This is a genomic window from Piscinibacterium candidicorallinum (genome assembly GCF_047549485.1).
Classification (GTDB): domain Bacteria; phylum Pseudomonadota; class Gammaproteobacteria; order Burkholderiales; family Burkholderiaceae_C; genus Piscinibacterium; species Piscinibacterium candidicorallinum.
This window is the reverse complement of sequence record NZ_CP180191.1, coordinates 2,500,612-2,524,615: the sequence shown is the minus strand read 5'-3', so window position 1 is coordinate 2,524,615 and position 24,004 is coordinate 2,500,612. Positions and strand designations below refer to the sequence as shown.

Annotated in this window: 24 protein-coding genes; 14 read left to right on the top strand and 10 right to left on the bottom strand. The window is 64.3% G+C overall.

Features of this window, described 5'->3' with window-relative positions:
• Window positions 1-42 precede the first annotated feature (42 nt).
• Window positions 43-519 (top strand): transcription elongation factor GreA, encoded by a 477-nt coding sequence (gene greA, locus ACMDW7_RS11415; RefSeq protein ID WP_054125934.1) that lies wholly within the window; start codon window positions 43-45, stop codon window positions 517-519.
• 7 nt (window positions 520-526) lie between these two features.
• Window positions 527-1,033 carry a DUF4149 domain-containing protein gene (locus ACMDW7_RS11410; RefSeq protein ID WP_377300627.1) on the top strand — a complete coding sequence of 169 codons (507 nt, stop codon included), beginning with the start codon at window positions 527-529 and terminating at the stop codon, window positions 1,031-1,033.
• Window positions 1,034-1,045: 12 nt separating this feature from the next.
• On the opposite strand, the gene yhbY is transcribed toward ACMDW7_RS11410, so the two are convergent.
• A complete protein-coding gene (gene yhbY, locus ACMDW7_RS11405) occupies window positions 1,046-1,579 on the bottom strand; it encodes a ribosome assembly RNA-binding protein YhbY (RefSeq protein WP_377300628.1) in 534 nt (177 codons plus the stop codon).
• A 15-nt stretch (window positions 1,580-1,594) separates the two neighbouring features.
• Between yhbY and ACMDW7_RS11400 the strand changes: the two genes are divergently transcribed.
• The 4 genes from ACMDW7_RS11400 (at window position 1,595) to glmM (ending at window position 6,620) form a co-directional block, all read left to right on the top strand.
• On the top strand, window positions 1,595-2,254 hold the full coding sequence (locus tag ACMDW7_RS11400; RefSeq protein ID WP_377300629.1) for an RlmE family RNA methyltransferase: 660 nt from the start codon (window positions 1,595-1,597) through the stop codon (window positions 2,252-2,254).
• A 176-nt stretch (window positions 2,255-2,430) separates the two neighbouring features.
• The gene (gene ftsH / locus ACMDW7_RS11395; protein WP_377302499.1) at window positions 2,431-4,269 is read left to right on the top strand and encodes an ATP-dependent zinc metalloprotease FtsH; all 1,839 of its coding nucleotides are present in this window, start codon (window positions 2,431-2,433) and stop codon (window positions 4,267-4,269) included.
• 99 nt (window positions 4,270-4,368) lie between these two features.
• The gene (gene folP / locus ACMDW7_RS11390) at window positions 4,369-5,235 is read left to right on the top strand and encodes a dihydropteroate synthase (RefSeq protein WP_377300630.1); all 867 of its coding nucleotides are present in this window, start codon (window positions 4,369-4,371) and stop codon (window positions 5,233-5,235) included.
• A gap of 29 nt (window positions 5,236-5,264) precedes the next feature.
• Window positions 5,265-6,620 carry a phosphoglucosamine mutase gene (gene glmM / locus ACMDW7_RS11385; RefSeq protein WP_377300631.1) on the top strand — a complete coding sequence of 452 codons (1,356 nt, stop codon included), beginning with the start codon at window positions 5,265-5,267 and terminating at the stop codon, window positions 6,618-6,620.
• A 281-nt stretch (window positions 6,621-6,901) separates the two neighbouring features.
• Here glmM and ACMDW7_RS11380 read toward each other — a convergent pair whose 3' ends face one another.
• Entirely contained in the window at window positions 6,902-7,387 is a 486-nt protein-coding gene (locus tag ACMDW7_RS11380) for a fasciclin domain-containing protein (protein ID WP_377300632.1), read from the bottom strand.
• A gap of 201 nt (window positions 7,388-7,588) precedes the next feature.
• Here ACMDW7_RS11380 and pstS point away from each other — a divergent pair, with 201 nt between their 5' ends.
• From pstS to ACMDW7_RS11340, 8 genes are all read left to right on the top strand, one after another.
• Window positions 7,589-8,635, top strand: coding sequence for a phosphate ABC transporter substrate-binding protein PstS (pstS, locus tag ACMDW7_RS11375; protein WP_377300633.1), 1,047 nt, complete (start codon window positions 7,589-7,591; stop codon window positions 8,633-8,635).
• 80 nt (window positions 8,636-8,715) lie between these two features.
• Window positions 8,716-9,687 carry a phosphate ABC transporter permease PstC gene (pstC, locus tag ACMDW7_RS11370; protein WP_377300634.1) on the top strand — a complete coding sequence of 324 codons (972 nt, stop codon included), beginning with the start codon at window positions 8,716-8,718 and terminating at the stop codon, window positions 9,685-9,687.
• A gap of 2 nt (window positions 9,688-9,689) precedes the next feature.
• The gene (pstA, locus tag ACMDW7_RS11365; protein WP_377300635.1) at window positions 9,690-10,598 is read left to right on the top strand and encodes a phosphate ABC transporter permease PstA; all 909 of its coding nucleotides are present in this window, start codon (window positions 9,690-9,692) and stop codon (window positions 10,596-10,598) included.
• A gap of 55 nt (window positions 10,599-10,653) precedes the next feature.
• Window positions 10,654-11,430 (top strand): phosphate ABC transporter ATP-binding protein PstB, encoded by a 777-nt coding sequence (gene pstB, locus ACMDW7_RS11360; protein ID WP_377300636.1) that lies wholly within the window; start codon window positions 10,654-10,656, stop codon window positions 11,428-11,430.
• A 40-nt stretch (window positions 11,431-11,470) separates the two neighbouring features.
• On the top strand, window positions 11,471-12,178 hold the full coding sequence (gene phoU / locus ACMDW7_RS11355) for a phosphate signaling complex protein PhoU (protein WP_377300637.1): 708 nt from the start codon (window positions 11,471-11,473) through the stop codon (window positions 12,176-12,178).
• Between the two features lie 14 nt (window positions 12,179-12,192).
• A complete protein-coding gene (gene phoB / locus ACMDW7_RS11350) occupies window positions 12,193-12,882 on the top strand; it encodes a phosphate regulon transcriptional regulator PhoB (RefSeq protein ID WP_377300638.1) in 690 nt (229 codons plus the stop codon).
• Window positions 12,883-12,967: 85 nt separating this feature from the next.
• The gene (gene phoR / locus ACMDW7_RS11345; protein WP_377300639.1) at window positions 12,968-14,308 is read left to right on the top strand and encodes a phosphate regulon sensor histidine kinase PhoR; all 1,341 of its coding nucleotides are present in this window, start codon (window positions 12,968-12,970) and stop codon (window positions 14,306-14,308) included.
• Window positions 14,309-14,440: 132 nt separating this feature from the next.
• Window positions 14,441-15,259, top strand: a complete 819-nt coding sequence (locus ACMDW7_RS11340) for a hypothetical protein (protein WP_377300640.1) — start codon at window positions 14,441-14,443, stop codon at window positions 15,257-15,259.
• Between the two features lie 190 nt (window positions 15,260-15,449).
• Here the strand turns inward: ACMDW7_RS11340 and ACMDW7_RS11335 are convergent, their stop codons facing one another.
• The 8 genes from ACMDW7_RS11335 to leuS form a co-directional block, all read right to left on the bottom strand.
• Window positions 15,450-16,586, bottom strand: coding sequence for a THUMP domain-containing class I SAM-dependent RNA methyltransferase (locus tag ACMDW7_RS11335; protein ID WP_377300641.1), 1,137 nt, complete (start codon window positions 16,584-16,586; stop codon window positions 15,450-15,452).
• On the bottom strand, window positions 16,583-17,212 hold the full coding sequence (locus ACMDW7_RS11330; protein WP_377300642.1) for a 2-hydroxychromene-2-carboxylate isomerase: 630 nt from the start codon (window positions 17,210-17,212) through the stop codon (window positions 16,583-16,585). The genes ACMDW7_RS11335 and ACMDW7_RS11330 overlap by 4 nt, the downstream gene beginning before the upstream one ends.
• Window positions 17,213-17,221: 9 nt before the next feature.
• Window positions 17,222-17,650 (bottom strand): CopD family protein, encoded by a 429-nt coding sequence (locus ACMDW7_RS11325; RefSeq protein WP_377300643.1) that lies wholly within the window; start codon window positions 17,648-17,650, stop codon window positions 17,222-17,224.
• A 119-nt stretch (window positions 17,651-17,769) separates the two neighbouring features.
• Window positions 17,770-18,087, bottom strand: a complete 318-nt coding sequence (locus ACMDW7_RS11320; RefSeq protein ID WP_377300644.1) for a high-potential iron-sulfur protein — start codon at window positions 18,085-18,087, stop codon at window positions 17,770-17,772.
• Between the two features lie 183 nt (window positions 18,088-18,270).
• Window positions 18,271-19,566, bottom strand: a complete 1,296-nt coding sequence (locus ACMDW7_RS11315; protein ID WP_377300645.1) for a glutamate-5-semialdehyde dehydrogenase — start codon at window positions 19,564-19,566, stop codon at window positions 18,271-18,273.
• Window positions 19,567-19,580: 14 nt separating this feature from the next.
• Entirely contained in the window at window positions 19,581-20,621 is a 1,041-nt protein-coding gene (gene holA, locus ACMDW7_RS11310) for a DNA polymerase III subunit delta (protein WP_377300646.1), read from the bottom strand.
• A gap of 3 nt (window positions 20,622-20,624) precedes the next feature.
• Complete coding sequence (lptE, locus tag ACMDW7_RS11305) at window positions 20,625-21,104, bottom strand: LPS assembly lipoprotein LptE (protein WP_377300647.1); 480 nt, start codon at window positions 21,102-21,104, stop codon at window positions 20,625-20,627.
• Between the two features lie 114 nt (window positions 21,105-21,218).
• A complete protein-coding gene (gene leuS, locus ACMDW7_RS11300; RefSeq protein WP_377300648.1) occupies window positions 21,219-23,867 on the bottom strand; it encodes a leucine--tRNA ligase in 2,649 nt (882 codons plus the stop codon).
• Between the last annotated feature and the right edge of the window lie 137 nt (window positions 23,868-24,004).

Below are 24,004 nucleotides of genomic sequence, written 5' to 3'. Positions count from 1 at the left end.
AGCTTCGGCTGCCCCCGATCCATTGAGTCCACGAGTAGATCCATGAGCACCATTCCCATCACCGTGCGCGGTGCCGAGCAGCTCAAGAGTGAGTTGCATCGCCTCAAGACCGTCGATCGCCCGGCAGTCATCACCGCGATCGCCGAGGCACGCGCCCAGGGCGACCTGTCCGAGAACGCCGAGTACGACGCAGCCAAGGAGCGTCAGGGCTTCATCGAAGGGCGGATCATGGAGATCGAGGGCAAGCTCTCGAATGCCCAGATCATCGATCCCAAGACGCTGGATGCGGAGGGCAAGGTGGTGTTTGGGGCGACAGTTGAACTCGAAGACCTGGAGTCCGGTGACGTGACGACCTACCAGATCGTCGGCGAGGACGAGGCGGATATCCGTCAAGGCCGTGTCAGTGTGACGAGCCCGGTGGCACGGGCACTGATCGGCAAGTTCGAAGGCGACACCACCGTGGTGATGGCGCCAGGTGGCAATCGCGAGTACGAAGTGCGCGCGGTTCGATACGAGTGAGTCTGACTTGAGCAACGACGGCATCAGCGTCGGCGGGGCGAGCGCGCCTGAGTCGCGCGTCGAACGCTGGCTGCTGGCCCTCTACCGTCTGGCGCTCACGGCCTGGGTAGGTTGCACCTGGACGGTGGGTCTGCTCGCTGCGCCGCTCGCGTTCGCGGTGCTCACACCACGCTCTCTGGCGGGCACATTTGCCAGTCACGCGTTCTACTGGCAGAGCATCGTCGTCTTTGTTTGCGCTGCTATTGTTCTGGCACTTCACAAACGGCTGGAGCGTCGTGTCCACCTGACGCGCGTATCCGTCTACATGCTTCTGAGCATGGTCGGGTTGGCGGCCATTCAGCAGTTCGTGCTCGGGCCCTGGATGGCTAGCCTGCGTGTCGAGATGATGATGCACTCTTCGCCGGTGGTGCAGGAGTCGCTGGCGACGCAGTTTGGCGCGCTGCATGGCGTGTCGGCCGTGTTGTATGCCGCCCAGTGCGTGCTGGGCGCGATTGTGGTGGCGCGATCGCGCTGAGCAGGCCCTCGTTCAGCGACTGCGCCGGGCGCCGCGGCGTGTGGTGCGCTTGCGGGACTGCTCGGTCGCTTGACGGATTCTGCGTGCGAGTGTGTTTTCCGTGTCTTCGGTAACCGACTTTCGCTTCACAGTCTTCTTGGCGGCCGTCTTTCCCGCCGCAGCCAGCTTCTTCGGAGTATGAGGGGCAGACTGAGTTCCAGGCTTTTTCGCTACCGGAGCGTCCGGCAGGTAGGGCGTATCAGGATCGATTCGCGTGCTTGACTTGCCCGGACGCCAGACCACAAGCAGCTTGCCGATATGCTGCACCGGTGCTGCGCCCAACTCGGCGCAGATGGACGCGTGCAGTTCGGTGCGTTGTTCGCGGTCATCGGAGAACACTCGGATCTTGATCAGCTCGTGGGCTGCAAGCTGCTCGTCAATGGCCTTAAGAACGGCGACCGTGAGGCCTTCATTGCCGATCATGACCACGGGGTCAAGATGATGGGCGTGGGATTTGAGATTTTTGCGCTGCAGCGGGGACAGCGTGATGGTTTCTGATGTGCTCATTTCGGGATTATCCCAATGAAATCAACCAAGAAGAACAAGTTCTCGGCCGCCTGGCTGATGGATCACATCAATGATCCCTATGTGAAGCTGGCCCAGCAGCAGGGCTACCGGGCGCGTGCGGCCTTCAAGCTCACCGAAATCCTGGATCAGTTCCAGCTGCTCAAGCCGGGCGCAACCGTGGTCGACCTAGGCGCCACGCCCGGAAGCTGGAGTCAAGTTGTTCGCGAGCGCCTCAAGAACAAGAGTGGCCCAGGTATTCACGGTCGGGTGTTTGCGCTCGATTTGCTGCCGATGGAGCCCGTGGCGGACGTTACCTTCCTGCTGGGCGACTTTCGCGAAGACGCGGTGCTTGCGGAGTTCGAGTCGCTCGTAGGTGACGGCGCAGTGGATCTTGTGCTTTCCGACATGGCCCCCAACTTGAGCGGAGTCGGGGCGGCAGACGCGGCACGCGTGGCTCATCTGAACGAACTGGCGCTGGAGTTTGCAGTCAGTCACCTCAAGAAGCGCGGAGCGCTGGTGACCAAGAGCTTCCACGGCAGTGGGTTTTCCCAGACGGTGAAGCTCTACAAGGAGGCGTTCCAGAAGGTGACCGAGTACAAGCCCAAGGCCTCGCGCTCGAACTCCTCGGAAACCTTTCTGGTTGCGCAGGGACTGAAGGCAGCAGGCAGGGAGTGATCCGAGTGCAACGCTTGCTAAGGCGCTGAGGCAATCCATCGCAATCCCTGCGCTATGTCAAGCCCTGCGAGGCGTAGAATCAATCAACACATTGACCGGGCCGTGCCGTTGCCCAGGAGTATGAGCAAGTGAACAACAACCTCCTCACCAAAGCGATCATCTGGCTGGTTGTAGCCATGGTGTTGTTCACGGTCTTCAGGCAGTTCGAGAATCGCCGTGCGCCGGTGAATGAAGCCGTGAGCTACACGCAGTTCATGGAAGACGCCAAGGCCGGGCGTATCGAGAAGGTCGAAGTCCAAGGGCGGACCTTGACGGTCTTCCCCAAGGAAGGAAACCGCTTCACGCTGACCTCGCCTGGCGACATCTTCATGTCTGACAACCTCGTCAAGTACGGGGTCAAGGTCTATGGCACTCCGGAAGAGGGACAGTCGCTGCTGATGACCCTGCTCATCCACCTCGGACCGATCCTGCTTCTGATCGGTTTCTGGTTCTGGATGATGCGCAGCATGCAGGGCGGCGGCAAGGGTGGCGCCTTCAGCTTCGGCAAGAGCAAGGCCCGCATGATCGACGAGTCCAACAACAGCATCACCTTTGCTGATGTGGCCGGTTGCGACGAAGCCAAGGAGGAAGTCAAGGAACTCGTCGAGTTCCTCAAGGATCCCTCCAAGTTCCAGAAGCTGGGCGGCCGCATCCCGCGCGGCGTGCTGATGGTGGGCTCGCCCGGTACCGGCAAGACTCTGCTCGCCAAGGCGATCGCGGGTGAAGCCAAGGTGCCGTTCTTCAGCATCTCGGGCTCGGACTTCGTGGAAATGTTTGTCGGCGTGGGCGCAGCTCGTGTGCGCGACATGTTCGAGAACGCCAAGAAGCACGCTCCCTGCATCATCTTCGTGGATGAAATCGACGCGGTGGGTCGTCACCGCGGCGCGGGCCTGGGTGGCGGCAATGACGAGCGCGAACAGACCCTGAACCAGATGCTGGTGGAGATGGACGGGTTTGACACCAACTCCGGCATCATCGTGATCGCCGCGACGAACCGCCCGGACATCCTTGACCCGGCGTTGCTGCGCCCCGGCCGATTCGACCGCCAAGTGGTTGTGCCTCTGCCGGATATCCGCGGCCGCGAGCAGATCCTCAAGGTGCATATGCGCAAGGTGCCCCTCGGTACGGATGTTGAAGCTGCGGTGCTGGCCCGTGGCACGCCAGGCTTCTCCGGTGCGGATCTGGCCAACCTGGTGAACGAAGCTGCTCTGTTTGCCGCACGCCGCAACGGTCGCGTGGTGAGCATGGAGGATTTCGAGAAGGCCAAAGACAAGATCTACATGGGTCCCGAGCGCAAGACCATGGTCATGTCCGAGGACGAGAAGAAGGCTACGGCGTACCACGAGTCTGGCCACGCCGTGATCGCTGCGTCGCTGCCCAACGCAGACCCGGTGCACAAGGTCACGATCATTCCGCGCGGCCGTGCGCTGGGTGTCACCTGGCAGCTGCCCGAGCGTGATCGCCTGAGCATGTACAAGGATCAGATGCTCACCGAGATGGCCATCCTTTTCGGTGGCCGGATTGCAGAGGATCTGTTCGTCAAGCGCATCTCGACCGGTGCATCGAACGACTTCGAGCGTGCCACCAAGATCGCGCGCGACATGGTGACCCGCTACGGCATGAGCGATGAGCTCGGTCCGATGGTCTACGCGGAGAACGAGGGTGAAGTCTTCCTCGGCCGCAGCGTGACCAAGACCACGAACATCTCTGAAGCCACGATGCAGCGTGTGGACCTTGAGATTCGCCGCATCATCGACGAGCAGTACGCCGCGGCGACCAAGATCCTGCAGGACAAGGCGGATCGAGTGGAAGCCATGACTGCTGCGCTGATGGAGTACGAGACCATCGATGCCGAGCAGATCAAGGACATCATGGAAGGCCGTCCGGTGCGCCCGCCGCGCCCCCCGGCCACCACGTCCACGAATGATCCGGGTTCGCCCAGCGCGCCTGCCGAAGGTGCTGCGGCGACCGCCTGATCATTGCCGCACCAGCGAGGGGCGCCTGCGGGCGCTCCTTTGCTTTTGTGCGCACCCGCTTGCCCACCCACGCTCAATCCTGAAAGGACGCTTCGCTCCATGAACTGGCAAGCCGGTCGATTCCGCTTCGATCTTCAGGCGCGGCCGCTCGTCATGGGCATCGTGAACGTCACGCCAGACAGCTTTTCCGACGGCGGGCAGCACTTTGCCGATGCGGATGCGCCGATCGCGCATGGCGAGCGCCTGCTGGCCGAGGGGGCCGATCTGCTGGATATCGGTGGCGAGTCCACCCGACCTGGCGCGGAAGCGGTGTCGGCCGATGAGGAGTGGGGGCGTATCGAGCGCGCGGTGCAGCACTTTGTGTCACGCGGTGTGTGCGTGTCGGTCGACACGATGAAGCCCGAGGTGATGGCGCGTGCCCTCGCGGTCGGTGCGGATGTGATCAATGACGTGATGGGATTTCGCGCTCCGGGCGCGATCGACACGGTTGCGCGCTCGGGATGCGGCCTGGTGGCCATGCACATGCAGGGTGAGCCGCGCACCATGCAGCGCAGCCCGGCGTATGGCGATGTACTGGCAGAGGTCCGTGCGTTTCTGGCCGAACGCGTCGTGGCTTTGCGTGCAGCCGGCATCAAGGACGAGCGGATCGTGCTCGACCCTGGTTTCGGCTTTGGCAAGAATCTCGAGCACAACCTCGATCTGCTTGCGCAGATCGGGCAGATCCGCGTGCCCTCCGAGTCATCGAAAGCGGATCTGCCGGTGCTCGCCGGAATGTCCAGAAAGTCTATGCTGGGCCAGCTCACGGAGCGCGGCGCCGGCGAGCGTGTTGCCGCCTCGGTGGCTGCGCATCTGGTGGCGGTGGAGCGCGGCGCGCGGATGGTGCGGGTGCACGATGTGGCCCCGACCGTGGATGCGCTCAAGGTGTGGGCAGCGGTGCAGGCGCGCCGCCGTCGCGAAGAAGACTGATTGAAGAATCAATAAGTGAAGCAGCAGCAATGAGCAGAAAGTATTTCGGTACGGACGGCGTGCGCGGCCCGGTTGGCACGGCACCGATGACTCCAGATTTCGTCATGCGCCTGGGCTATGCCGCAGGCCGCAGCCTGGCCGCGGCCAAGGCGCCGGGCAGCCGGCCCCAGGTGCTGATCGGCAAGGACACGCGGGTGTCCGGCTACCTGCTCGAAGCCGCACTCGAGTCCGGCTTGATTGCCGCCGGGGCCGATGTCCTGCTGGCCGGGCCGATCCCTACGCCGGCCGTTGCACACCTCACGCGTGCGATGCGTCTGGACGCGGGTGTGGTCATCAGCGCCAGTCACAACCCCTATCAGGACAACGGCATCAAGTTCTTCGACGGTCGTGGTGCCAAGCTGTCTGATGAGACCGAGGCCCGCATCGAAGCGCTAATCGATGAGCCGATGGGCTGCGTGCCCTCGGCCGATCTGGGCAAGGCGCGGCGCCTGAATGATGCTGCAGGGCGCTACATCGAGTTCTGCAAGGCGAGCTTTCCGGCGCATCTGGATCTGCGCGGGCTGCGCGTCGTCGTCGATTGCGCCCACGGTGCTGCGTATCAGGTCACGCCGGCGCTCCTGCATGAGCTGGGGGCCGAGGTGATCCGCATGGGCTGCGAGCCCAACGGCATGAACATCAACGACGGTGTGGGCGCGGTGCATCCGCAAGCGCTGCAGGCGGCGGTGCGCGAGCACCACGCGCACCTGGGCATCGCGCTGGATGGCGATGCCGACCGCCTGCAGATGGTGGACGCTGACGGCCGCCTGCTGAACGGCGATGAGCTGCTCTACGTGGTGGCGATGGACCGCCATCGCACCCAGCCGGTCGAGGGCGTTGTTGGCACACTGATGAGCAATTTCGGTCTGGAGGCCGCGTTCCGCAGTGCCGGCGTCGGCTTCGAGCGCGCGAAGGTCGGTGATCGCTACGTGTTGGAACGCCTGAGCGAGCGCGGCTGGCTGTATGGCGGTGAAAGCTCCGGGCACTTGATCTTCCTGGACCGCCACTCCACGGGTGACGGCACCATCGCCGCGCTGCAGGTGCTGGCGGCGATGCGCGACCAGGGCCGCACCCTGGCCGAACTGGTGGCGCCAGTCCGTCTGATGCCGCAGGTGCTCAAGAACGTGCGCCTGCCGGCAGGCTTCGACTGGAAGAGTCACGCGCCACTGCGCGACGCGCAGGCAGCTGTTGAGGCGCAGCTTGGTCAGGGCGGGCGCGTGTTGATCCGCCCCTCAGGCACCGAGCCGCTGCTGCGGCTGATGGTGGAGGCGGAGGAGGCGCAGCGTGCAGAGTCGCTTTGTGCCCAACTGGCCGCGTCGCTGCCTTCGGGGGCGGCCGCCGCACACTGAAGCAGCAGGTTCAGCTCGGCCCGGTGCCCAGTGGCAGGCCATGCACCAGACGCTGAATTATCAAATATTGATTGAATAAAAGTACTCGATCGGGCTTAAATTCAATCAATCATTGAAAATAAGAAAATCGGCTTTGCGCATGAAGCGTGCGGATTTTGGGGTGTTTTGAGTCTTTTGGAGGCTCGTGCATCTCACGCCGGAGCGTGCATGCACCGCTTACGCTTCGCCAAACAAAACGGGCCGCCGGAGGCTTCTCCGGCGGCCCGCTTTTCATCACGCGATCAGCGGCGCGGTGCGGGCGGCAACATCACGGTGTCGATGATGTGGATGACGCCGTTGGTGGCGTCCACATTGGCCTTGATGACCAGCGCGTCCTCGAAGCCGACGAGGTCGCCGGACTTGGACAGGTTCACATCAGCGCCATTCACGGTCTTGACGCGGCTGTTCTTCACGTCAGCGGCCATGACCTTGCCCGGTACGACGTGGTAGGTCAGCACGGCGCGCAGCTGCTCCTTGTTGGCCAGAAGGGCGTCCAGGCGCTCCTTGGGCAGCTTGGCGAAGGCGGCGTCGCTGGGGGCGAACACGGTGAAGGGGCCGGGACCGGCCAAGGTGGCTTGCAGGTCGGCAGCGCCGATCGCGCGGGTCAGCGTGGACAGCTCCGGCGTGCGCTGGGCGGTTTCGGCAATCGTCGTCGGCGCAGGAGGGGTGCTGGCGCAGGCTGCCAGGGCCAATGCGCTGACTGCCAGCAGCAGATTGCGGCGGTTCATCTGGGTGTTCTCCTAGGTTTGTCGGTCAACGTCGCGCATTTGCGGCGTCGGCGCCCACAATAGGCAGCTCGCGTGACAATTCAATGACCATTTGTGACATCACGGGTTTCTCCCGGGTCGCGCGGTCTAATGTGTCACCCCGATGTCATATTCGATCGTCACAATTCGCCCCAATCCCTCCCGAACCCATAGAGGATGACGATGAAGAAACTGTTCAGTGCACTGGCCGCCGGCACCCTGGTGAGCCTGTCGATGATGACCCCGACGGTCTCTGCGCAAGAGATCACCGGCGCCGGCGCCACCTTCCCGGCCCCGCTGTATTCCCGCTGGGCCGCCGACTACAACAAGGCGACCGGTGTCCGCATCAACTACCAGTCGATCGGATCTTCGGGCGGCATTCGCCAGATCACAAACAAGACCGTCGACTTCGGCGCATCCGACGCCCCGATGAGCCAAGCGGATCTCGACAAGGCCGGCATGATCCAGTTCCCCATCGCCATGGGCGGTGTGGTGCCCATCATGAACGTGCCCGGTCTGCAGCCTGGTCAGCTGAAGCTGACCGGCCCCGTGCTGGCTGACATCTACCTGGGCAAGATCAAGAAGTGGAATGAAGCCCCGATCGCCTCGTTGAACCCGGGCGTGAAGCTGCCGGACCAGAATATCGCCGTTGTGCGCCGCGCCGATGGTTCGGGCACGACCTTCATCTTCACGAACTACCTGTCCAAAATCTCGGCCGAGTGGAAGGGCAAGGTCGGTGAAGGCACCAGCGTGAACTGGCCTGTGGGTCTGGGTGGCAAGGGCAACGAAGGCGTGGCCGCCTTCGTGCAGCGCCTGCCGGGTTCGATCGGCTACGTCGAATACTCCTACGCTCGCCAGAACAAGATGCCGTTTGCGCAGATGCAGAACCGCGCGGGCCAGTTCGTGTCGCCTGATGACACGTCCTTCCGTGCCGCTGCGGCTGGCGCGAACTGGGCGCAGAACTTCGGCCAGATCCTGACCGATCAGGCAGGTGCCGGCGCATGGCCGATCACCGGCGCCACCTTCATTCTGATGCACAAGACGCAGGACAAGCCTGCCAACGGCGCCGAAGTGCTCAAGTTCTTCGACTGGGCCCTGCGCAATGGCGACGCTGCTGCTACCGCGCTGGACTACGTGCCGATGCCTGACAGTGTCGAGCCGCTGATCCGCAAGCTCTGGGCAGACAACGTCAAGGACGCGTCCGGCAAGGCCGTCTGGGCAGGTCGTTAAGTTGCAGTAAACAGCCGGGCTTGGGTGGGGTCACTCAAGCCCGGCTGTGCATTTCTGGATTGATCCCATTGGGGGTGGGTATGAGCATCACAAGTGCCCAGGTGGCACAAAGCCGGACGCGCGGCCAATGGCAGGACTTCCTGTTCATGCATGCCACGCGAATCGCGGCCATCATCACGCTGGCGCTGCTTGCGGCCATCATCGGTTCTCTGGTCGTAGCGTCCTGGCCGTCCATCAGCGCGTTTGGTCTGAGCTTCTACACAACGTCCACCTGGGACCCCCCGGCGCAGCAGTTCGGCGCACTGATCCCGATCTACGGCACCCTCGTCACCTCGGCCATCGCCCTGGTGATCGCCATTCCGGTGAGCTTCGGCATCGCGCTGTTCCTCACCGAGCTCTCGCCCGCGTGGCTCCGTCGCCCGCTGGGCACGGCCATCGAACTGCTCGCAGCCATCCCCTCGATCGTGTATGGCATGTGGGGGCTATTGGTCTTTGCGCCGATTTTCTCTACCTATGTGCAAGTACCGCTGCAGAACGCCGTGGGCAGCTGGCCGCTGATCGGCTCGTTGGTGCAAGGCCCGCCGGTGGGCATTGGCCTGCTGTGCGCCGGCATCATCTTGGCGATCATGATCATCCCCTTCATCGCCAGCGTCATGCGCGATGTGTTCGAAGTGACGCCAGCGCTGCTCAAGGAGGCTGCCTACGGTCTGGGCTCGAGCACCTGGGAAGTCGTGTGGAAGGTCGTACTGCCCTACACCAAGACGGGCGTCATCGGCGGCATCATGCTCGGCCTCGGGCGCGCCCTGGGCGAGACCATGGCAGTGACCTTCGTGATCGGCAACACCAATCTGCTGTCTTCCATGTCGCTGTTTGAGCCGGGCAACAGCATCACTTCGGCGCTGGCCAACGAGTTTGCCGAGGCCGAGATCGGCCTGCATTCTGCGTCGCTGATGCAGCTCGGCCTGATCCTGTTCATCATCACTGCGCTGGTGCTTGCGGCCTCCAAGGTCCTGCTCATGCGCATGGCCAAGGCCGAAGGCGGAAAGAGCTGATCATGAGCACCATTTCTGCACAGACTCCGGTCAATACCCCGGCGGTGGACAAGACCCGCTTCACCAATGCCAACAAACTGCACCAGCAACGCAAGTGGATCAATCGCCTCGCGCTCACGCTGTCGCTGCTGGCCATGGCCTTCGGCCTGGTGTGGCTGATCTGGATCCTTGTCACGACGCTCTCGCAGGGGATCGCTGGCCTGTCTCTCGCCTTGTTCACCTACGACACGCCCCCGCCCGGAGCGGATGTGGGCGGCCTGCGAAACGCGATTGTGGGCAGCGCGATCATGGTGGGGTTGGCCACGGCAATCGGCACGCCGATTGGCATCCTGGCCGGCATCTACCTGGCCGAATACGGCAACCACAGCAAGCTCGGTTCGGTGACGCGCTTCATCAATGACATCCTGCTGTCGGCGCCGTCCATCGTGATCGGTTTGTTCATCTACGCGCTGATCGTTCGGCCGATGGGTGGCTTCTCCGGCTTTGCCGGCGTGCTGGCGCTGTCTCTGATCGTGATCCCTGTGGTGATCCGTACCACCGAGAACATGCTGCTGCTGGTGCCCAACCAGCTGCGTGAAGCGGCCTACGCGCTGGGTGCGCCCAAGTACACCGTGATCACAAAGGTCACGTTGAAGGCCTCGGTGGCCGGTGTCATCACGGGCATTCTGCTTGCCGTGGCCCGCATTGCCGGTGAAACCGCGCCCTTGCTGTTCACGTCGCTGAACAACCAGTTCTTCAGCCTGGACTTGAGTGAGCCCATGGCCAGCCTGCCCCGGGTGATCTTCAACTTCGCCATGAGTCCGTACCCCGACTGGCAGAAGCTCGCGTGGGCCGGTGTGTTCCTGATCACGTTGAGCGTGCTGATCCTGAACATCCTGGCGCGGACTCTGTTCTCCGGCAAGCAGAAGTGATGCCGCAGGCCTGAACCGCTCCAACCAGATACCGAATACGAATCAAGGAATGACCATGGTGACCACAACCACCCCGGCGCGCAACAAGCTTGAGGTCAAGGACCTGCAGTTCTACTACGGCAAGTTCCACGCCCTGCGCAACATCAACCTGAACATCCCCGAGAAGCACGTCACGGCCTTCATCGGGCCCTCGGGCTGCGGCAAGTCCACGCTGCTGCGCACCTTTAATCGCATGTACGCGCTCTATCCTGAGCAACGTGCCGAAGGCCAGATCCTGCTGGATGGAGAGAACCTGCTCAACAGCAAGGAAGACATCGCGCTGATCCGCGCCAAGATCGGCATGGTCTTCCAGAAGCCCACGCCGTTTCCGATGAGCATCTACGACAACATCGCCTTCGGCGTGCGTCTGTTCGAGAAGCTCTCCAAGCCGGAGATGGATGATCGCGTCGAATGGGCCCTGTCCAAGGCTGCACTCTGGAATGAGGTCAAGGACAAGCTCAATCAGAGCGGCAACGGCCTGTCCGGCGGTCAGCAACAGCGTCTGTGCATTGCGCGCGGCATCGCCATCCGCCCGGAAGTGCTGCTGCTGGATGAACCCTGTTCGGCACTGGACCCGATTTCCACGGCCAAGATCGAGGAACTCATCCACGAGCTGAAGAATGACTACACCGTGGTCATCGTCACGCACAACATGCAGCAGGCCGCCCGCTGCTCCGACTTCACCGCCTATATGTACCTGGGTGAGCTGATCGAGGTCGGCAAGACCAAGGAAATCTTCGTGAAGCCGCAAAAAAAGGCCACCGAGGACTACATCACCGGCCGCTTCGGCTAAGCCAGTCCGATCCAGATTCCACAGCGAGAAGGCCTACATCATGTTCGGTACCACTCACGCTTCCAAGCAGTACGACCAGGACCTCGAGGAAATCCGCAGCTCCGTGCTGCGCATGGGCGGCATGGTCGAGCGCCAGTTCCACGATGCGATCAAGGGCATCACTGAACGCAACATCGCGCTGTTCGATCAGACGATCCGCAGCGATCAGGACGTCAACCAGATGGAAGTGAGCCTCGATGCGCAATGCGTCGAGGTCATTGCCCGTCGTCAGCCCGCAGCCAATGACCTGCGCATGATCCTTGCTGTGTCCAAGGCCATCACGGATCTCGAGCGCATTGGCGACGAGTCCACCAAGATCGCCCGGACCGGCCGCGAGATCATGGCCCGTTCGCTGCAGGTGATTCCTTGCCAGGCAGACATCGAGCTCATGACGCACCACGCAGTGCACATGCTGCAGACCGCGCTGGACGCCTTTGCGCGCCTGGACGCAGCAGCAGCAGGCCGCGTGATCGCCGAGGACGAGGAGATCGACGTGCGCTTCCGCGCTATCCAGCGCCAGCTGATCACGCACATGATGGAAGACTCGCGCCTGATCGGCACGGCCATCGACGTGACCTTCATTGCCAAGTCGATCGAGCGCGTGGGCGACCACGCCAAGAACATCGCCGAGTACGTGGTCTACATGGTGAAGGGCACGGATATCCGCCACGCCCCGCGCGAGACCGTTGAAGAGACACTGAAGAGCTGATCGGAGGCCTGCGCATGGCAGACACGAGCATTCTGTTGGTTGAGGACGAGCCCGGCATCGCCGAGCTGGTGCGGTTCACGCTGTCCACCTCGGGCTATACGGTCCACATTGCACCCAACGTGAAGGCTGCGCAGAACACCCTGCAGCTGAACCTGCCCAGCGCGATGATCCTGGACTGGATGCTGCCCGACGAGTCCGGTGTGAAGTTCCTGCGCACGCTGCGTTCGGACAAGCGCACCAAGGGACTGCCGGTCATCATGCTCACCGCCCGCGGTCAGGAGCACGACAAGGTTGCCGGGCTGGATGCTGGTGCAGACGATTACGTCACCAAGCCTTTCTCGCCCAGCGAGCTGCTTGCGCGCCTGCGCGCCGTGCTGCGCCGCCGCCAGCCCGAGCATGCTGGCGAAGTGCTGACCGGGCTGGGTCTCACGCTCGACCCCGTCAAGCATCGTGTGACCGCGCAGGGCAAGGACGTGAATCTCGGCCCGACCGAATTCCGCCTGCTCAACGCGCTGATGGCCTATCCGGGCCGCGTGTTCTCGCGCCAGCAGCTGCTCGACATCGTCTGGGGTAACTCGGTCGTCGTCGAGGAGCGCACGGTGGATGTACATGTCTTGCGTTTGCGCAAGGCACTGGCCGAAGCCGGGCTCGAAGAGCCGGTGCGCACGGTGCGGGGTGTGGGGTACGCTTTCGCTGGTGAATGACACCGAGACGGCAGGCTGAGCGCGTATTCGCCCGGACCTGCCGCACACCCAGGGGGAAAGCACGCCCCCGCTGCGCTCTCATTGGATGCTCCCCATCACTTTCCGCCGCTTCATGCGGCCCGTGCTGTTCAAGCTGGCGTTGATCGCCATCATCGCGTTCGTCGTGGGCGAGGTATGGGGTGCGCGGCTGGGCTGGATGACTGCCAGCGCACTGCTGCTGCTCTATGTCATCGGTTTCGTGGTGGCGATCTATCGCACCATCCGCTGGCTTGAGGCTTCACAGCGACGCGATGCCGTCGACGCACCGGTCGGCGAGTGGAACAGCATCGCAGCGGTGCTCTACAAGGCCCGCAAGACTGAGGCGGCCTATCGCGCCGAGCTGGATCGGTCCGTGACGCAGCTGCGCGAGGTGCTCGAGCGGATGCCCGATGGCGTGGTGATCGTGGATGCGTCCATGTTGATCCAGTGGCTCAACCCCATGGCCGAGCAGCATCTGGGCCTCACGGCGCGCAAGGACGTTGGCCTGCGCCTGACGAATCTGGTGCGCGAGCCGGCTTTCATCGACGCGCTGACTTCAAGCGGTGACAGCGTGGCCTCTGTGCCGGTCAGCCTCAAGAGCGGCCGGGTGGTGGTGCTGCAGACGATTCCGTTCTCCCCCACGCAGACTCTGATCGTCACGCGCGACGTGAGCGAGGCCGATCGCCTCGACACCATGCGGCGCGACTTCATCGCGAACGTGTCGCACGAGTTGCGTACGCCGCTGACTGTGCTCTCCGGCTTTCTGGAGCTGGCCTCGCCGGCCGTGCCGATGAGCGCGCAGCATCTCGAGCTCATGCGCACAGAGGCCGTCCGCATGCAGCGCCTGATCGACGATCTGCTGACCCTGTCCCGCCTGGAGAGCACGGCCGCACCGTCGCAGGAGGAGCGGGTCGCCCTTGCGCCGCTGGTTCAGCGTGCCGTGGATCTCGCGCGCGCCCTGTCTGCCGGCCGGCACGAGATCCGCATCGAACCCATGCCGGCCGACCTGCGCGGCGCGGAGCGCGAGATCGAAAGTGCGCTGACCAACCTCGTGACCAACGCCGTGCGCTACACGCCGACCGGCGGGCGGATCGTCGTTGGCGCTGCGCTTGATACCGAAGGCATTGCGCTCGTCGTTACCGACAACGGCGTGGGCGTGGCCGCGGAGCACATTCCGCGGCTGACCGAGCGTTTCTACCGCGTGGACAAGAGCCGCTCGCGCGACACCGGCGGCACCGGGTTGGGGCTCGCCATCGTCAAGCACGTCATGCTGCGCCATCAGGGGCGCCTGGATGTGAGCTCGACCCTGGGCGAGGGCAGCAGCTTCAGCCTGTGGTTCCCGCGCCAGCGGGTGGTCCTGCGCGAGCCGCACACGGAGCCGGAGCCTGAACCGCTCGTCGTCTCCTGACGACGCTCTGCCCTTTGGTTACAGTCTCTGTGCGCACCGGCTGAGGCGCCCGCCTAAGCTTGGGTGTCAGATGTACAACTAAAGCAACCCGCTCAATGCAATGGGCTTGCTCAGGGAATTGGAGCCACCGGCATGACCATCCATGTCCGTTCTGCGCTGCCCGCGGCCGGGGAGGCCAAGGGCGCGCTGCTCATCACCGGGGCTGAAGGCAGTCTTGTCTCCGCCTATCTCGCTGCCATGTCCGGCGCCAATGCAGTGATCTTCAATGACGCCGGCGTGGGTCTGGAGAAGGCCGGCATTGCCGGCGTGCAGCAGCTCGATAGCATCGGCATGGCCGCTGCAGCCGTGAGCCATCTCACCGCCCGCATTGGCGACGGCAAGGACGCCGCTTCGCGCGGCGTGATCTCGCATGTGAACGCCACCGCCGCGGGTCTGGGCGTGAAGGTGGGCATGAAGTGCAAGCAGGCGGCCAAGATCCTGTCGCGCCAGGCGCATGCGCCGCGCGACCTGCCGCCCCCCTACGCCTCCTGGCGCAGTCAGCTCACGACCTCGGCGCCGGAGATCGTCACGGTCGATTCCCTTACGCGCCTGCAGGCCGAAGATGCAGGGCGCATCGTGGTCACGGGAGTGCATGGCGGCCTGCATTCGGGGCGCCCGGAGTCCGCGCTGCCGGTCAAGGCCATCCTTGCAGTCTTCAACGATGCCGGCGGCGGCATTGACGGCGCTGGGTACTCGCGTCTGCCCGTGCTCGGTGATCGCGGCATTGCCGCGATCACGGTCTATCACGACTCCGCCCGCATCGGCGAAGGCGCCTCGACCTGGAAGAGCGGCATCATCTCCAAGGCCAACCGCGTGGCGGCCAGCTGGGGCGCGCGAGAAGGCGCGTGGCTTGCGGAGTGGATACGCGGGCCGGGCACGGACTACATGCGCCGGGCGCTGGGTTTGAACTGAACCTTGGCTGGGACGCGTTTACGCTGGTCTGGTGCGCTTCTCCAGCCGTTTTGTTTTGAAAAGCCTCATCAATGCTTGATCACATCTATTGGATCAAGCATTCATGCGGCTCTTGAGGCCAAACTGCCTCAAAACCCTTGCCAGACAAGCGGAAAGCCCTTCTTGGGCGCTGTCCCAATCAACCGCGCTGCTAGCGAAGATCGAAGCGGTACAGCCGGCACTCCAGCGGACCGTTGAAGAGCACCACGCGCCGCTCGGGCTTCAGGCGCATCTTGCTTTGCAGCTGCATGTCGGTGGTGAGCACGTACAGCGTCCAGCCCTTGAAGCGCCGCTTCATGGTGGCGGCAAAGGCGTCGAAGAACTCGGTGGCGTCGCGGGTGTACGAGAAGCCGATGCGCTCCTCGTAGGGCGGGTTCATGAGCACGATGCCGGGCGCCTCGCAGGGCGGCTCCACATCGCGCGCGTCCTTCACGTCAAAGCGGATGGCGTCCTCGGCCAGGCCGGCGTTCCAGGCGTTGGTGCGTGCCGTGGCCACCAGCTCGCCATCGATGTCCGAGCCGGCGAATACGGTCGGCACAGGCTCACGCTTCTCAATCACCGGCCGGCTCGCATCGCGGTGCAGGAACTTCTCGAACGCGAAGCCGTGCAGCGCGCCCGGCGGCACGCCCGCGGCCATCTGCGCCGCCTCGATCAGGAAGGTGCCCGAGCCACACATCGGGTCGAACAGCGGCGTGCCCGGCGTCCAGCCGGCCAGCTTGAGGATGCCGGCGGCCAGGTTCTCGCGCAGCGGGGCTTCGCCCGCCTCGCGCCAGCCGCGCTTGAACAGGGCCTCGCCGCTCATATCCAGATAGAGCGTGCAGTCGCGGTCGGTCAGCACGCACTGGATGCGGATGTCCGGGCGCTGCGTGTTCACACTCGGCCGAGCGTCCATGACCTCACGGAAGCGGTCGCAGACGGCGTCCTTGATGCGCAGGGAGACAAAGTCCAGGCTGCGCACCGTGGCGTTCAGCCCGGTGGTGGCTACGCGGATGGTGTTGTTGACGGAGAACCAGGTGTCCCAGGGCAGGGCGAGCGCAAGTTCATACACCTGCTGCTCGGTGCGCGCAGGGCCGCTCGCTGCCTGCCAGAGTACGCGGCTGGCGCTGCGGCTTTCCAGGTTGATGCGCTTGGCTGCGGCCCAGTCAGCCGCAAACAGCACGCCGCCGGGGATCTCCTTCAGATCGCTCGCGCCGCAGTCTGCGCACTCCTGCGCCACGATGGGCTCCAGCCCGCGCGGGCAAGGCGCAAAGAAGCGTTCGATCAGCGCTGGATTCGGTGCATCGCTCACGCTTGCGGGACTCCTGCGCGGGCGTGCTCGCTCAGCGCCCGTTCGAGAAAGTCGAGCCGGTCCTGGCCCCAGAAGCGCTCGCCATCCAGCACGTAGGTCGGTGCGCCGAAGACTTCGGCGGCAATCGCCTGCTGGCTGATGGCCTCGAAGCGCGCCTGCGTGTCTGGGTGCGCGGCAGCAGCTGCAAGCGCCTGCGCATCCAGACCACATTCGCCGGCCAGCTGGTTCAGCACGGTGGCGTCTGCAATGTCCAGCTCGCGCTCCCAGACCGCCTTGAAGACGGCATCCATGAAGCGCAGCGCGACCGTCTGTCCCTGCGTTGCAGCGGCCAACATCATGAGCGAGGCCGGATTGCCCGCCACCGGAAAGAACCTCGGCTGCACGTTCATCGGCAGACCGAGAAATTCACGCCAACGCTTGAGTTCATCCATGCGGTAGCTGATGCGCGCCGGTGCCCGCTTGGGCAGCGGCAGGCCGCCGGTAGCCGGAAAGACCACGGTGCCGTCCATCGGCAGCACATTCACGGTGGCGCCGAAGCGCTTTGCAAGCGCACAGAAGCGCGCATGACCCATGTAGGCGTAGGGCGACTGGGCAAACACGTAGTAGTCGATCGCGGGTGCAGACATGGGCGCTCCTCAGAAGGGCTTGACGACCACGAGCACCACCGCGGCAATCATCATCAGCACAGCGATCTCATTGAAGAAGCGGTACCAGGTGTGGCTGCGGGTGTTCTGGCCCGCACGGAACTTCTTCAAGATCGTCCAGCAGGCGTGGTGGTAGCCGATGATCAGCAGGATCACGACCCACTTGGCATGCATCCAGCCTTGTCCGAAGCCCACGCGATAGCCGCCCCAAAGAATCAGCCCCAGCACCACGGCAATGACAGCCAGGCCGGTCATGAAGCGGAACAGCTTGTTGGCCATGAGGATCAGGCGCTCCTGCACTGCGGGGTGCGGATCCATGGCCAGATTGATGAAGATGCGCGGCAGATAGAACAGGCCGGCAAACCAGCTGGCGATGAAGACGATGTGAAAGGCCTTGATCCAGAGGTAGGCGGAGTCCATGGGGCGGTGCCGTTGTGAGCAAAGGCGACATGGTAGCCGCGCACCTGAAGCGGCCCCAAAAGCACAACGCCCCGCATGCAGCGGGGCGTTGTGGCGTCGGATTGTGGCAGCCGAACCGATCAGCCCGCCTTCTTCACCCAGGCGCTGCACCAGCCGTTGGCATTGACCACATTGGCCGGGAAGATCGAACAGTCGCCCCAGCCGTCCTTGCCGGCCTTGTAGAGCTGGCAGTTGGCGCAGTTCTGCGATGCGGCGTGCCTGGGGAACTTCTTGGCATCCACCTTCTTGGTGTCATGCACATAGCCGAGCGCGGCGGCCTGTGCATTCTTTTCGTCCAGGCGCGGCTTGGCTGCGGCTTGGGCGAGCACGGATTGCGCGGCGGGCAGGGTGGCTGCGGCGGCCACGGTCTTGATGAGGAAGGAGCGACGACTTGTCATGGGGATGTCTCCAGCGTGAACAGGAGACGTGAAAGTGCCAGAGCGCCGGCCGCACACCCACTGGGGTTTATCCGGCGAAGCGGGCAAAACCCGGTGATCTCCCCAGCGGTCGACTGTCGCAGGGATGCGGGTGAGCCTCCCTGTAGAGCGCTCATTGAGAATCGTTCTCAATGAGCGACTGCGTCAGCCCCGGATCTCGCCTTGCCCGAGCACCAGCCACTTCTGGCTCGTCAGGCCCTCGAGCCCCACCGGCCCGCGCGCATGCAGCTTGTTGGTGGAGATGCCGATCTCCGCGCCCAGGCCGAACTCGAAGCCATCGGCAAAGCGCGTGCTGGCATTGATCATGACGCTGGCGGAGTCCACCTCACGTACGAAGCGCATGGCATGGGCGTGATCGTTGGTGATGATCGCGTCCGTGTGGTGGCTGCCGTAGGTCTCGATATGGTCGATCGCGGCGTCCAGGCTTTCCACCGTGCGGATGGAGAGGATGGGCGCGAGGTATTCGGTACGCCAATCCTCTTCGGTGGCGTCCTTCACGGTGTGGATGCCGGCAGCGGCCAGCACGCTGCGCGTGGCCGCGCACACGCGCAGCTCCACGCCCTTGGCCAGATACACGCCGGCCAGACGGGGCAGCACACGCGGCGCTATCTCGGCATGAACCAGCAGGGTCTCCATGGCATTGCAGGGGCTGTAGCGCTGGGTCTTGGCGTTGTCGCAGACCGTCACGGCCATGTCGATGTCCGCGCTCGCATCGATGAAGGTGTGGCAGATACCGTCCAGGTGCTTGATGACAGGCACGGTGGCTTCGGCGCTGATGCGCTCGATCAGGCTCTTGCCGCCGCGCGGGATGATCACGTCCACATGCTCGGTGGCGCGGATCAGCGCGCCCACGGCGGCGCGGTCGGTGGTCTCGATCATCTGCACCGCATGGGCAGGCAGCCCGGCTGCCGCCAGACCCTGCTGCACGCACTGCGCCAGCAGAAGATTGCTGTGGAAGGCCTCGCTGCCGCCGCGCAGCACGGTGGCGTTGCCGCTCTTCAAACACAGGGCCGCGGCATCGATGGTCACATTGGGCCGACTCTCGTAGATGATGCCGATCACGCCCAGCGGTACGCGCATCTTGCCGACCTGAATGCTGGAGGGGCGGCGTTTCATGTCGGTGATCTCGCCCACCGGATCGGGCAGCTCGGCCACCTGCTTGAGCCCTTCGATCATCGAATCGATCACTTTGGGCGTGAGCTTCAGGCGGTCGATGAACGCAGCGTCCTGATGGTTCGCTTGCGCGTAGGCGATGTCCTTGGCGTTCGCGGTGGCCAGTCGCTCGCGCGCGGCGTCGATCGCCTCGCCCGTGGCGATGAGCGCACGGTTCTTGGCAGCCGTGCTGGCGCGAGCGAGCGCCCGAGCCGCGGTGCGGGCTTGCTGGCCGAGCCGCAGCATGCTGCGGGCGATGTCGGTGTTGGGGGGCAAAGGAGCGTTCATGGGTTTTGAATGGATCAGCGGGCGGGCGCAGCCGAGCTGAACAGCGGGAACAGGCGCGACAGCGCCTCCCAGGGGTCCAGCTTGCCGGTGCCCTGCGTGAGCCCCTTGGACAGGCGATCCACCTGTTCCAGCCCGACCAGTGCCTGGCGCATCGCCGCCAGGGTCACTCGGCGCGCGGCCTGACCCACAGCGCCTTCGCGCGGGCCCCAGAGACGCAGCTCGTTCTTGAAAGTGGCCGGCGAGCGGCCGGCGGCGGTGAATGTCTTGTACTTGAGCAGGGTTCGGGCGTCCTCGGCCACGAACCACACGACCAGCGGCAGGCCCTCGCCTTCGGCGCGCAGGCCGTCGGCAATGCGCTGGGCGCGCGCAATGTCACCGCTCAGCAGGGCTTCGCTCAATTGCTGCACGCCATAGCGCGCCACGTTCAGCACGCTGGCCTGCACAGTCTCCATGCTGAGCTCGCCGGCCGGTTCGATCAGCGCAAGTTTCTCGATTTCCTGGTGCGCTGCGAGCAGATTGCCCTCCACGCGGTCCGCAATGAACTCCAGCACCTCGCGGCTGGCGCGCTGCTGGTGGCGCGCCATGCGCTCGCCAATCCAGCGGGGCAGGGCGTCGCGCTCAATCGTCGGCACCTCAATGGCCACGCCGGCGCTTACGAGCGCCGTGAACCATTCGCTGGACTTGCCCGTCTTGTCCAGCTTGGGCAGCAGCACGAGCGCAATCTGGCTGTCGTCTGGATGCTCCTGCAGGCCGCGCGCAAAGCGGGCCAGGGCCTGCGCGCCGCTGGTGCCGGGCTTGCCGGTAGGCAGGCGGATCTCCATGAGCCGCTTCTCGGCAAACAGCGAAAGTGAGGCGGATTGCGTCGTCAGCTGGCTCCAGTCGCTGCGTGCATCCATCTGCAGCACCTGCCGCTCCACCGCGCCGGCGGCGCGTGCCGCCGCGCGGATGCGGTCTGCGGTTTCGAGCGTGAGCAGCGGCTCGTCGCCATGCACCATATACAGGCCCGCCAGGCCGCGGGCGAGGTGCTGGTCAAGCTGGGCGGGCGCGAGCAGCATGCGTTACTTCACGGGCGCTGCCGAGGATGCAGAGCCGTGCGGCTTCAGCGCCGAGACGCGCCGCGCGACCAGCTGCACGATCTCGCTGGCCATGTCGCGGTACAGCAGCTGGTCTTCGCTTTCCTTGGCCAGCAGGATGTTCTCGTTGAAGGAGACGTCGCGCCGCTGCGTGAACTCGGTCGGGTTCATGATCTCGTTGCCCTGGGCGTCCTGGGCGCGCACGCGCACCTTGAGGAACAGCGAATACTCGCGCACCCGGCCCTGAGCGTTCACGGTCAGTGACTCGCGCGTGCGTTCCTCGCCCAGCAGGTCGATGCGCAGGGCCGCAGCCTTGGGGTCGCGCACAATCTTGCTGGTGGTGCTGCCGGCGATGCTGCGGCGCAGTTCGGCGGCAAACACCGAGTCTTCGGGCGCCTGCACGGCCACCGTCTCGAACTGCATGGGCGCCGCACCGCGCAGGGTGAAGCCGCAGCCGGCGGCCAAGCTGACCGCGAAAGCGAGAGCACCCAGGCGCAGCACCAAAAGGCCTTTCCGCTTGTCTGAAGCGGGTTTCCAGCCATTTTGGCCTGAAGAAGCGCATGGATGCTCGATCTTCACTTACGCCACCACGATGTTGACGAGCTTGCCGGGCACCACGACCACCTTCTTCACGGACAGGCCGTCGGTGAACTTGCGCACGTTCTCATTGGCCAGGGCGGTGGCTTCGATGAGTTCCTTGGTCGCTTCCTTGGGCACGACGATGTCGCCGCGCAACTTGCCATTGACCTGTACCACGAGCGTGATCTCGCTTTGCTCCAGCGCCGCCGGGTCCGGCTTGGGCCAGGGAGCGTCGAGCAGGGGACCGAACTCGTCGGCGTAGCCGATGTCGGCCCAGATCTGGCTGGTGATGTGCGGCGCCACGGGGTAGAGCACGCGCAGCAGGATCGACAGGCATTCACGCACGCCGGCATTGGCCACGGGCGAGGGCGCCAGCTTGGCGTCTTCCATGGCGTTGAGCATCTTCATCGTGGCGGAGACCACGGTGTTGTATTGAAGGCGCTTGTAGTCGAACTCAGCCTGCTGCAGCGCGCTGTGGATCGTGAAGCGCAGCGCCTTCACCTCGGCACCGGCACCGGCCAGGCTCACGCCGCGCGCGCCCTGGATGCGCTCGCGCATCTCGTAGGCAAAGTTCCACAGCCGGCGCAGGAAGCGGTAGGCGCCTTCGGCACCGCTGTCGCTCCAGGCGGCAGACTGATCCGGCGGGCCGGCAAACATCACGAAGGTGCGCGCCGTGTCTGCGCCGTACTTGGCAATGATGTCCTTGGGCTCGACCACGTTGTTCTTGCTCTTGGACATTTTCTCGATGCCGCCGAGCATGACCGGCTGGCCATCGGACTTGGCGGTGGCGCCCACGGGCTTGCCCTTGTCGTCGTACTGGACCTCGACCTCGCTGGGGTAGAACCACTGCTTCTTGCCATCCGCAAGCGGGCGGTAGAAGGACTCGTTGAGCAGCATGCCCTGCGTGAACAGGTTGGTGAAGGGCTCGCTGTACTTGAGCAGCTTCATGTCGCGCATGACCTTGGTCCAGAAGCGCGCATAGAGCAGGTGCAGCACGGCGTGCTCGATGCCGCCGATGTACTGGTCCATCGGCATCCAGTAGTCGTTGCGCTCGTCGACCATGGTGGTCGCGTCCGGACAGGCGTAGCGCATGAAGTACCAGGAACTGTCCACGAAGGTGTCCATCGTGTCCGTCTCGCGGCGGCTGTCCTTGCCGCAGATCGGGCAGGCGGTCTTGAGGAAGTCCTCGCGCTTGTTCAGCGGGTTGCCGCTGCCATCGGGCAGGCAGTCCTCGGGCAGCACGACGGGCAGATCCTTCTCGGGCACCGGTACCGCGCCGTGCTCCGGGCAGTGGATGATGGGGATCGGCGTGCCCCAGTAGCGCTGGCGGCTGATGCCCCAGTCGCGCAGGCGGAAGGTCACCTTCTTGTCGCCCAGGCCCAGAGCCTTCAGATCAGCGGCCACGGCATCGACGGCGGCGCCGTAAGCGAGGCCGTCGTACTTGCCGGAATTCACGCAGGTGCCGTGCTCCTTGTCGCCATACCACTCCTGCCAGGCGCGCACGTCATAGGCCTGACCCTTCACATCCACGACCTGCTTGATCGGCAGGCCGTACTTCAGCGCAAAGGCAAAGTCGCGCTCGTCATGGCCGGGCACGCCCATCACCGCACCGTCGCCGTAGGTCATGAGCACATAGTTGCCCACCCAGACCTCGACCTTCTCGCCAGTCAGCGGGTGCTTGACGAACAGGCCCGTGGCCACGCCCTCCTTGTCTTTGGTGGCCAGCTCGGCCTCGGTGGTGCCGCCTTGCTTGAGGGCCTCGATCTTGGTGGCCAGTGCAGGAATGAGCTGCCCGGCACGCACCGCCAGCGGGTGTTCGGGCGCCACGGCCACGAAGGTCACACCCATGATGGTGTCGGCCCGCGTGGTGAAGACATACATCCTGCCCTCGCCGATCAGCTTGCCTTCGCTGTCCTTGATCTCGTGCGGGAAGGCAAAGCGCACGCCCGTGCTCTTGCCGATCCAGTTGGCCTGCATGGCCCGCACCTGGTCCGGCCAGCCCTTGAGGTAGTTGGGGTCGCTTTCGTCCGTGACGGCGCTGAGCAGTTCTTCGGCGTACTGGGTGATGCCCAGGTAGTAGCCGGGTATCTCGCGCTTTTCCACCACGGCACCGGAGCGCCAGCCGCGCCCGTCGATCACCTGCTCGTTGGCCAGCACGGTCTGGTCGATCGGGTCCCAGTTCACGATCTGGGTCTTTCGGTAGGCCACGCCCGTCTCGAGCATCTTGAGGAACAGCCACTGGTTCCACTTGTAGTACTCGGGTGCGCAGGTGGCGAGCTCGCGACTCCAGTCGAAGGCCAGGCCCAGGGGCTGCATCTGGCTCTTCATGTCGGCGATGTTGGCGTAGGTCCACTCGGCCGGCGCCACCTTGCGGTCAATCGCGGCGTTTTCGGCCGGCAGGCCGAAGGCGTCCCAGCCCATGGGCATGAGCACGTTGTAGCCATTCATGCGCAGGTAGCGCAGCATGACGTCGTTGATCGTGTAGTTGCGCACATGGCCCATGTGCAGCTTGCCGCTGGGGTAGGGCAGCATGGAGCAGGCGTAGAACTTGGGCTTGCTCGCGTCTTCAGTCACGCGGTAGGCGTCCTGCGCGGCCCACACTTGCTGGAGGGCGGCTTCGATCTGACTGGGCTCGTAACGGGGGTTCATGGAGTCTGCGCGGTGGGTGCTCTGCGCGGTGGCGAGCAGGTGTTGTAAGTGTTTGATTCGATTATAGGTTTGGGGTTGACCCTGCTCCGCGCGCGGCACAGAGGGGTGAGGGTGCTTTGCTAGACTGATTTTCTCCT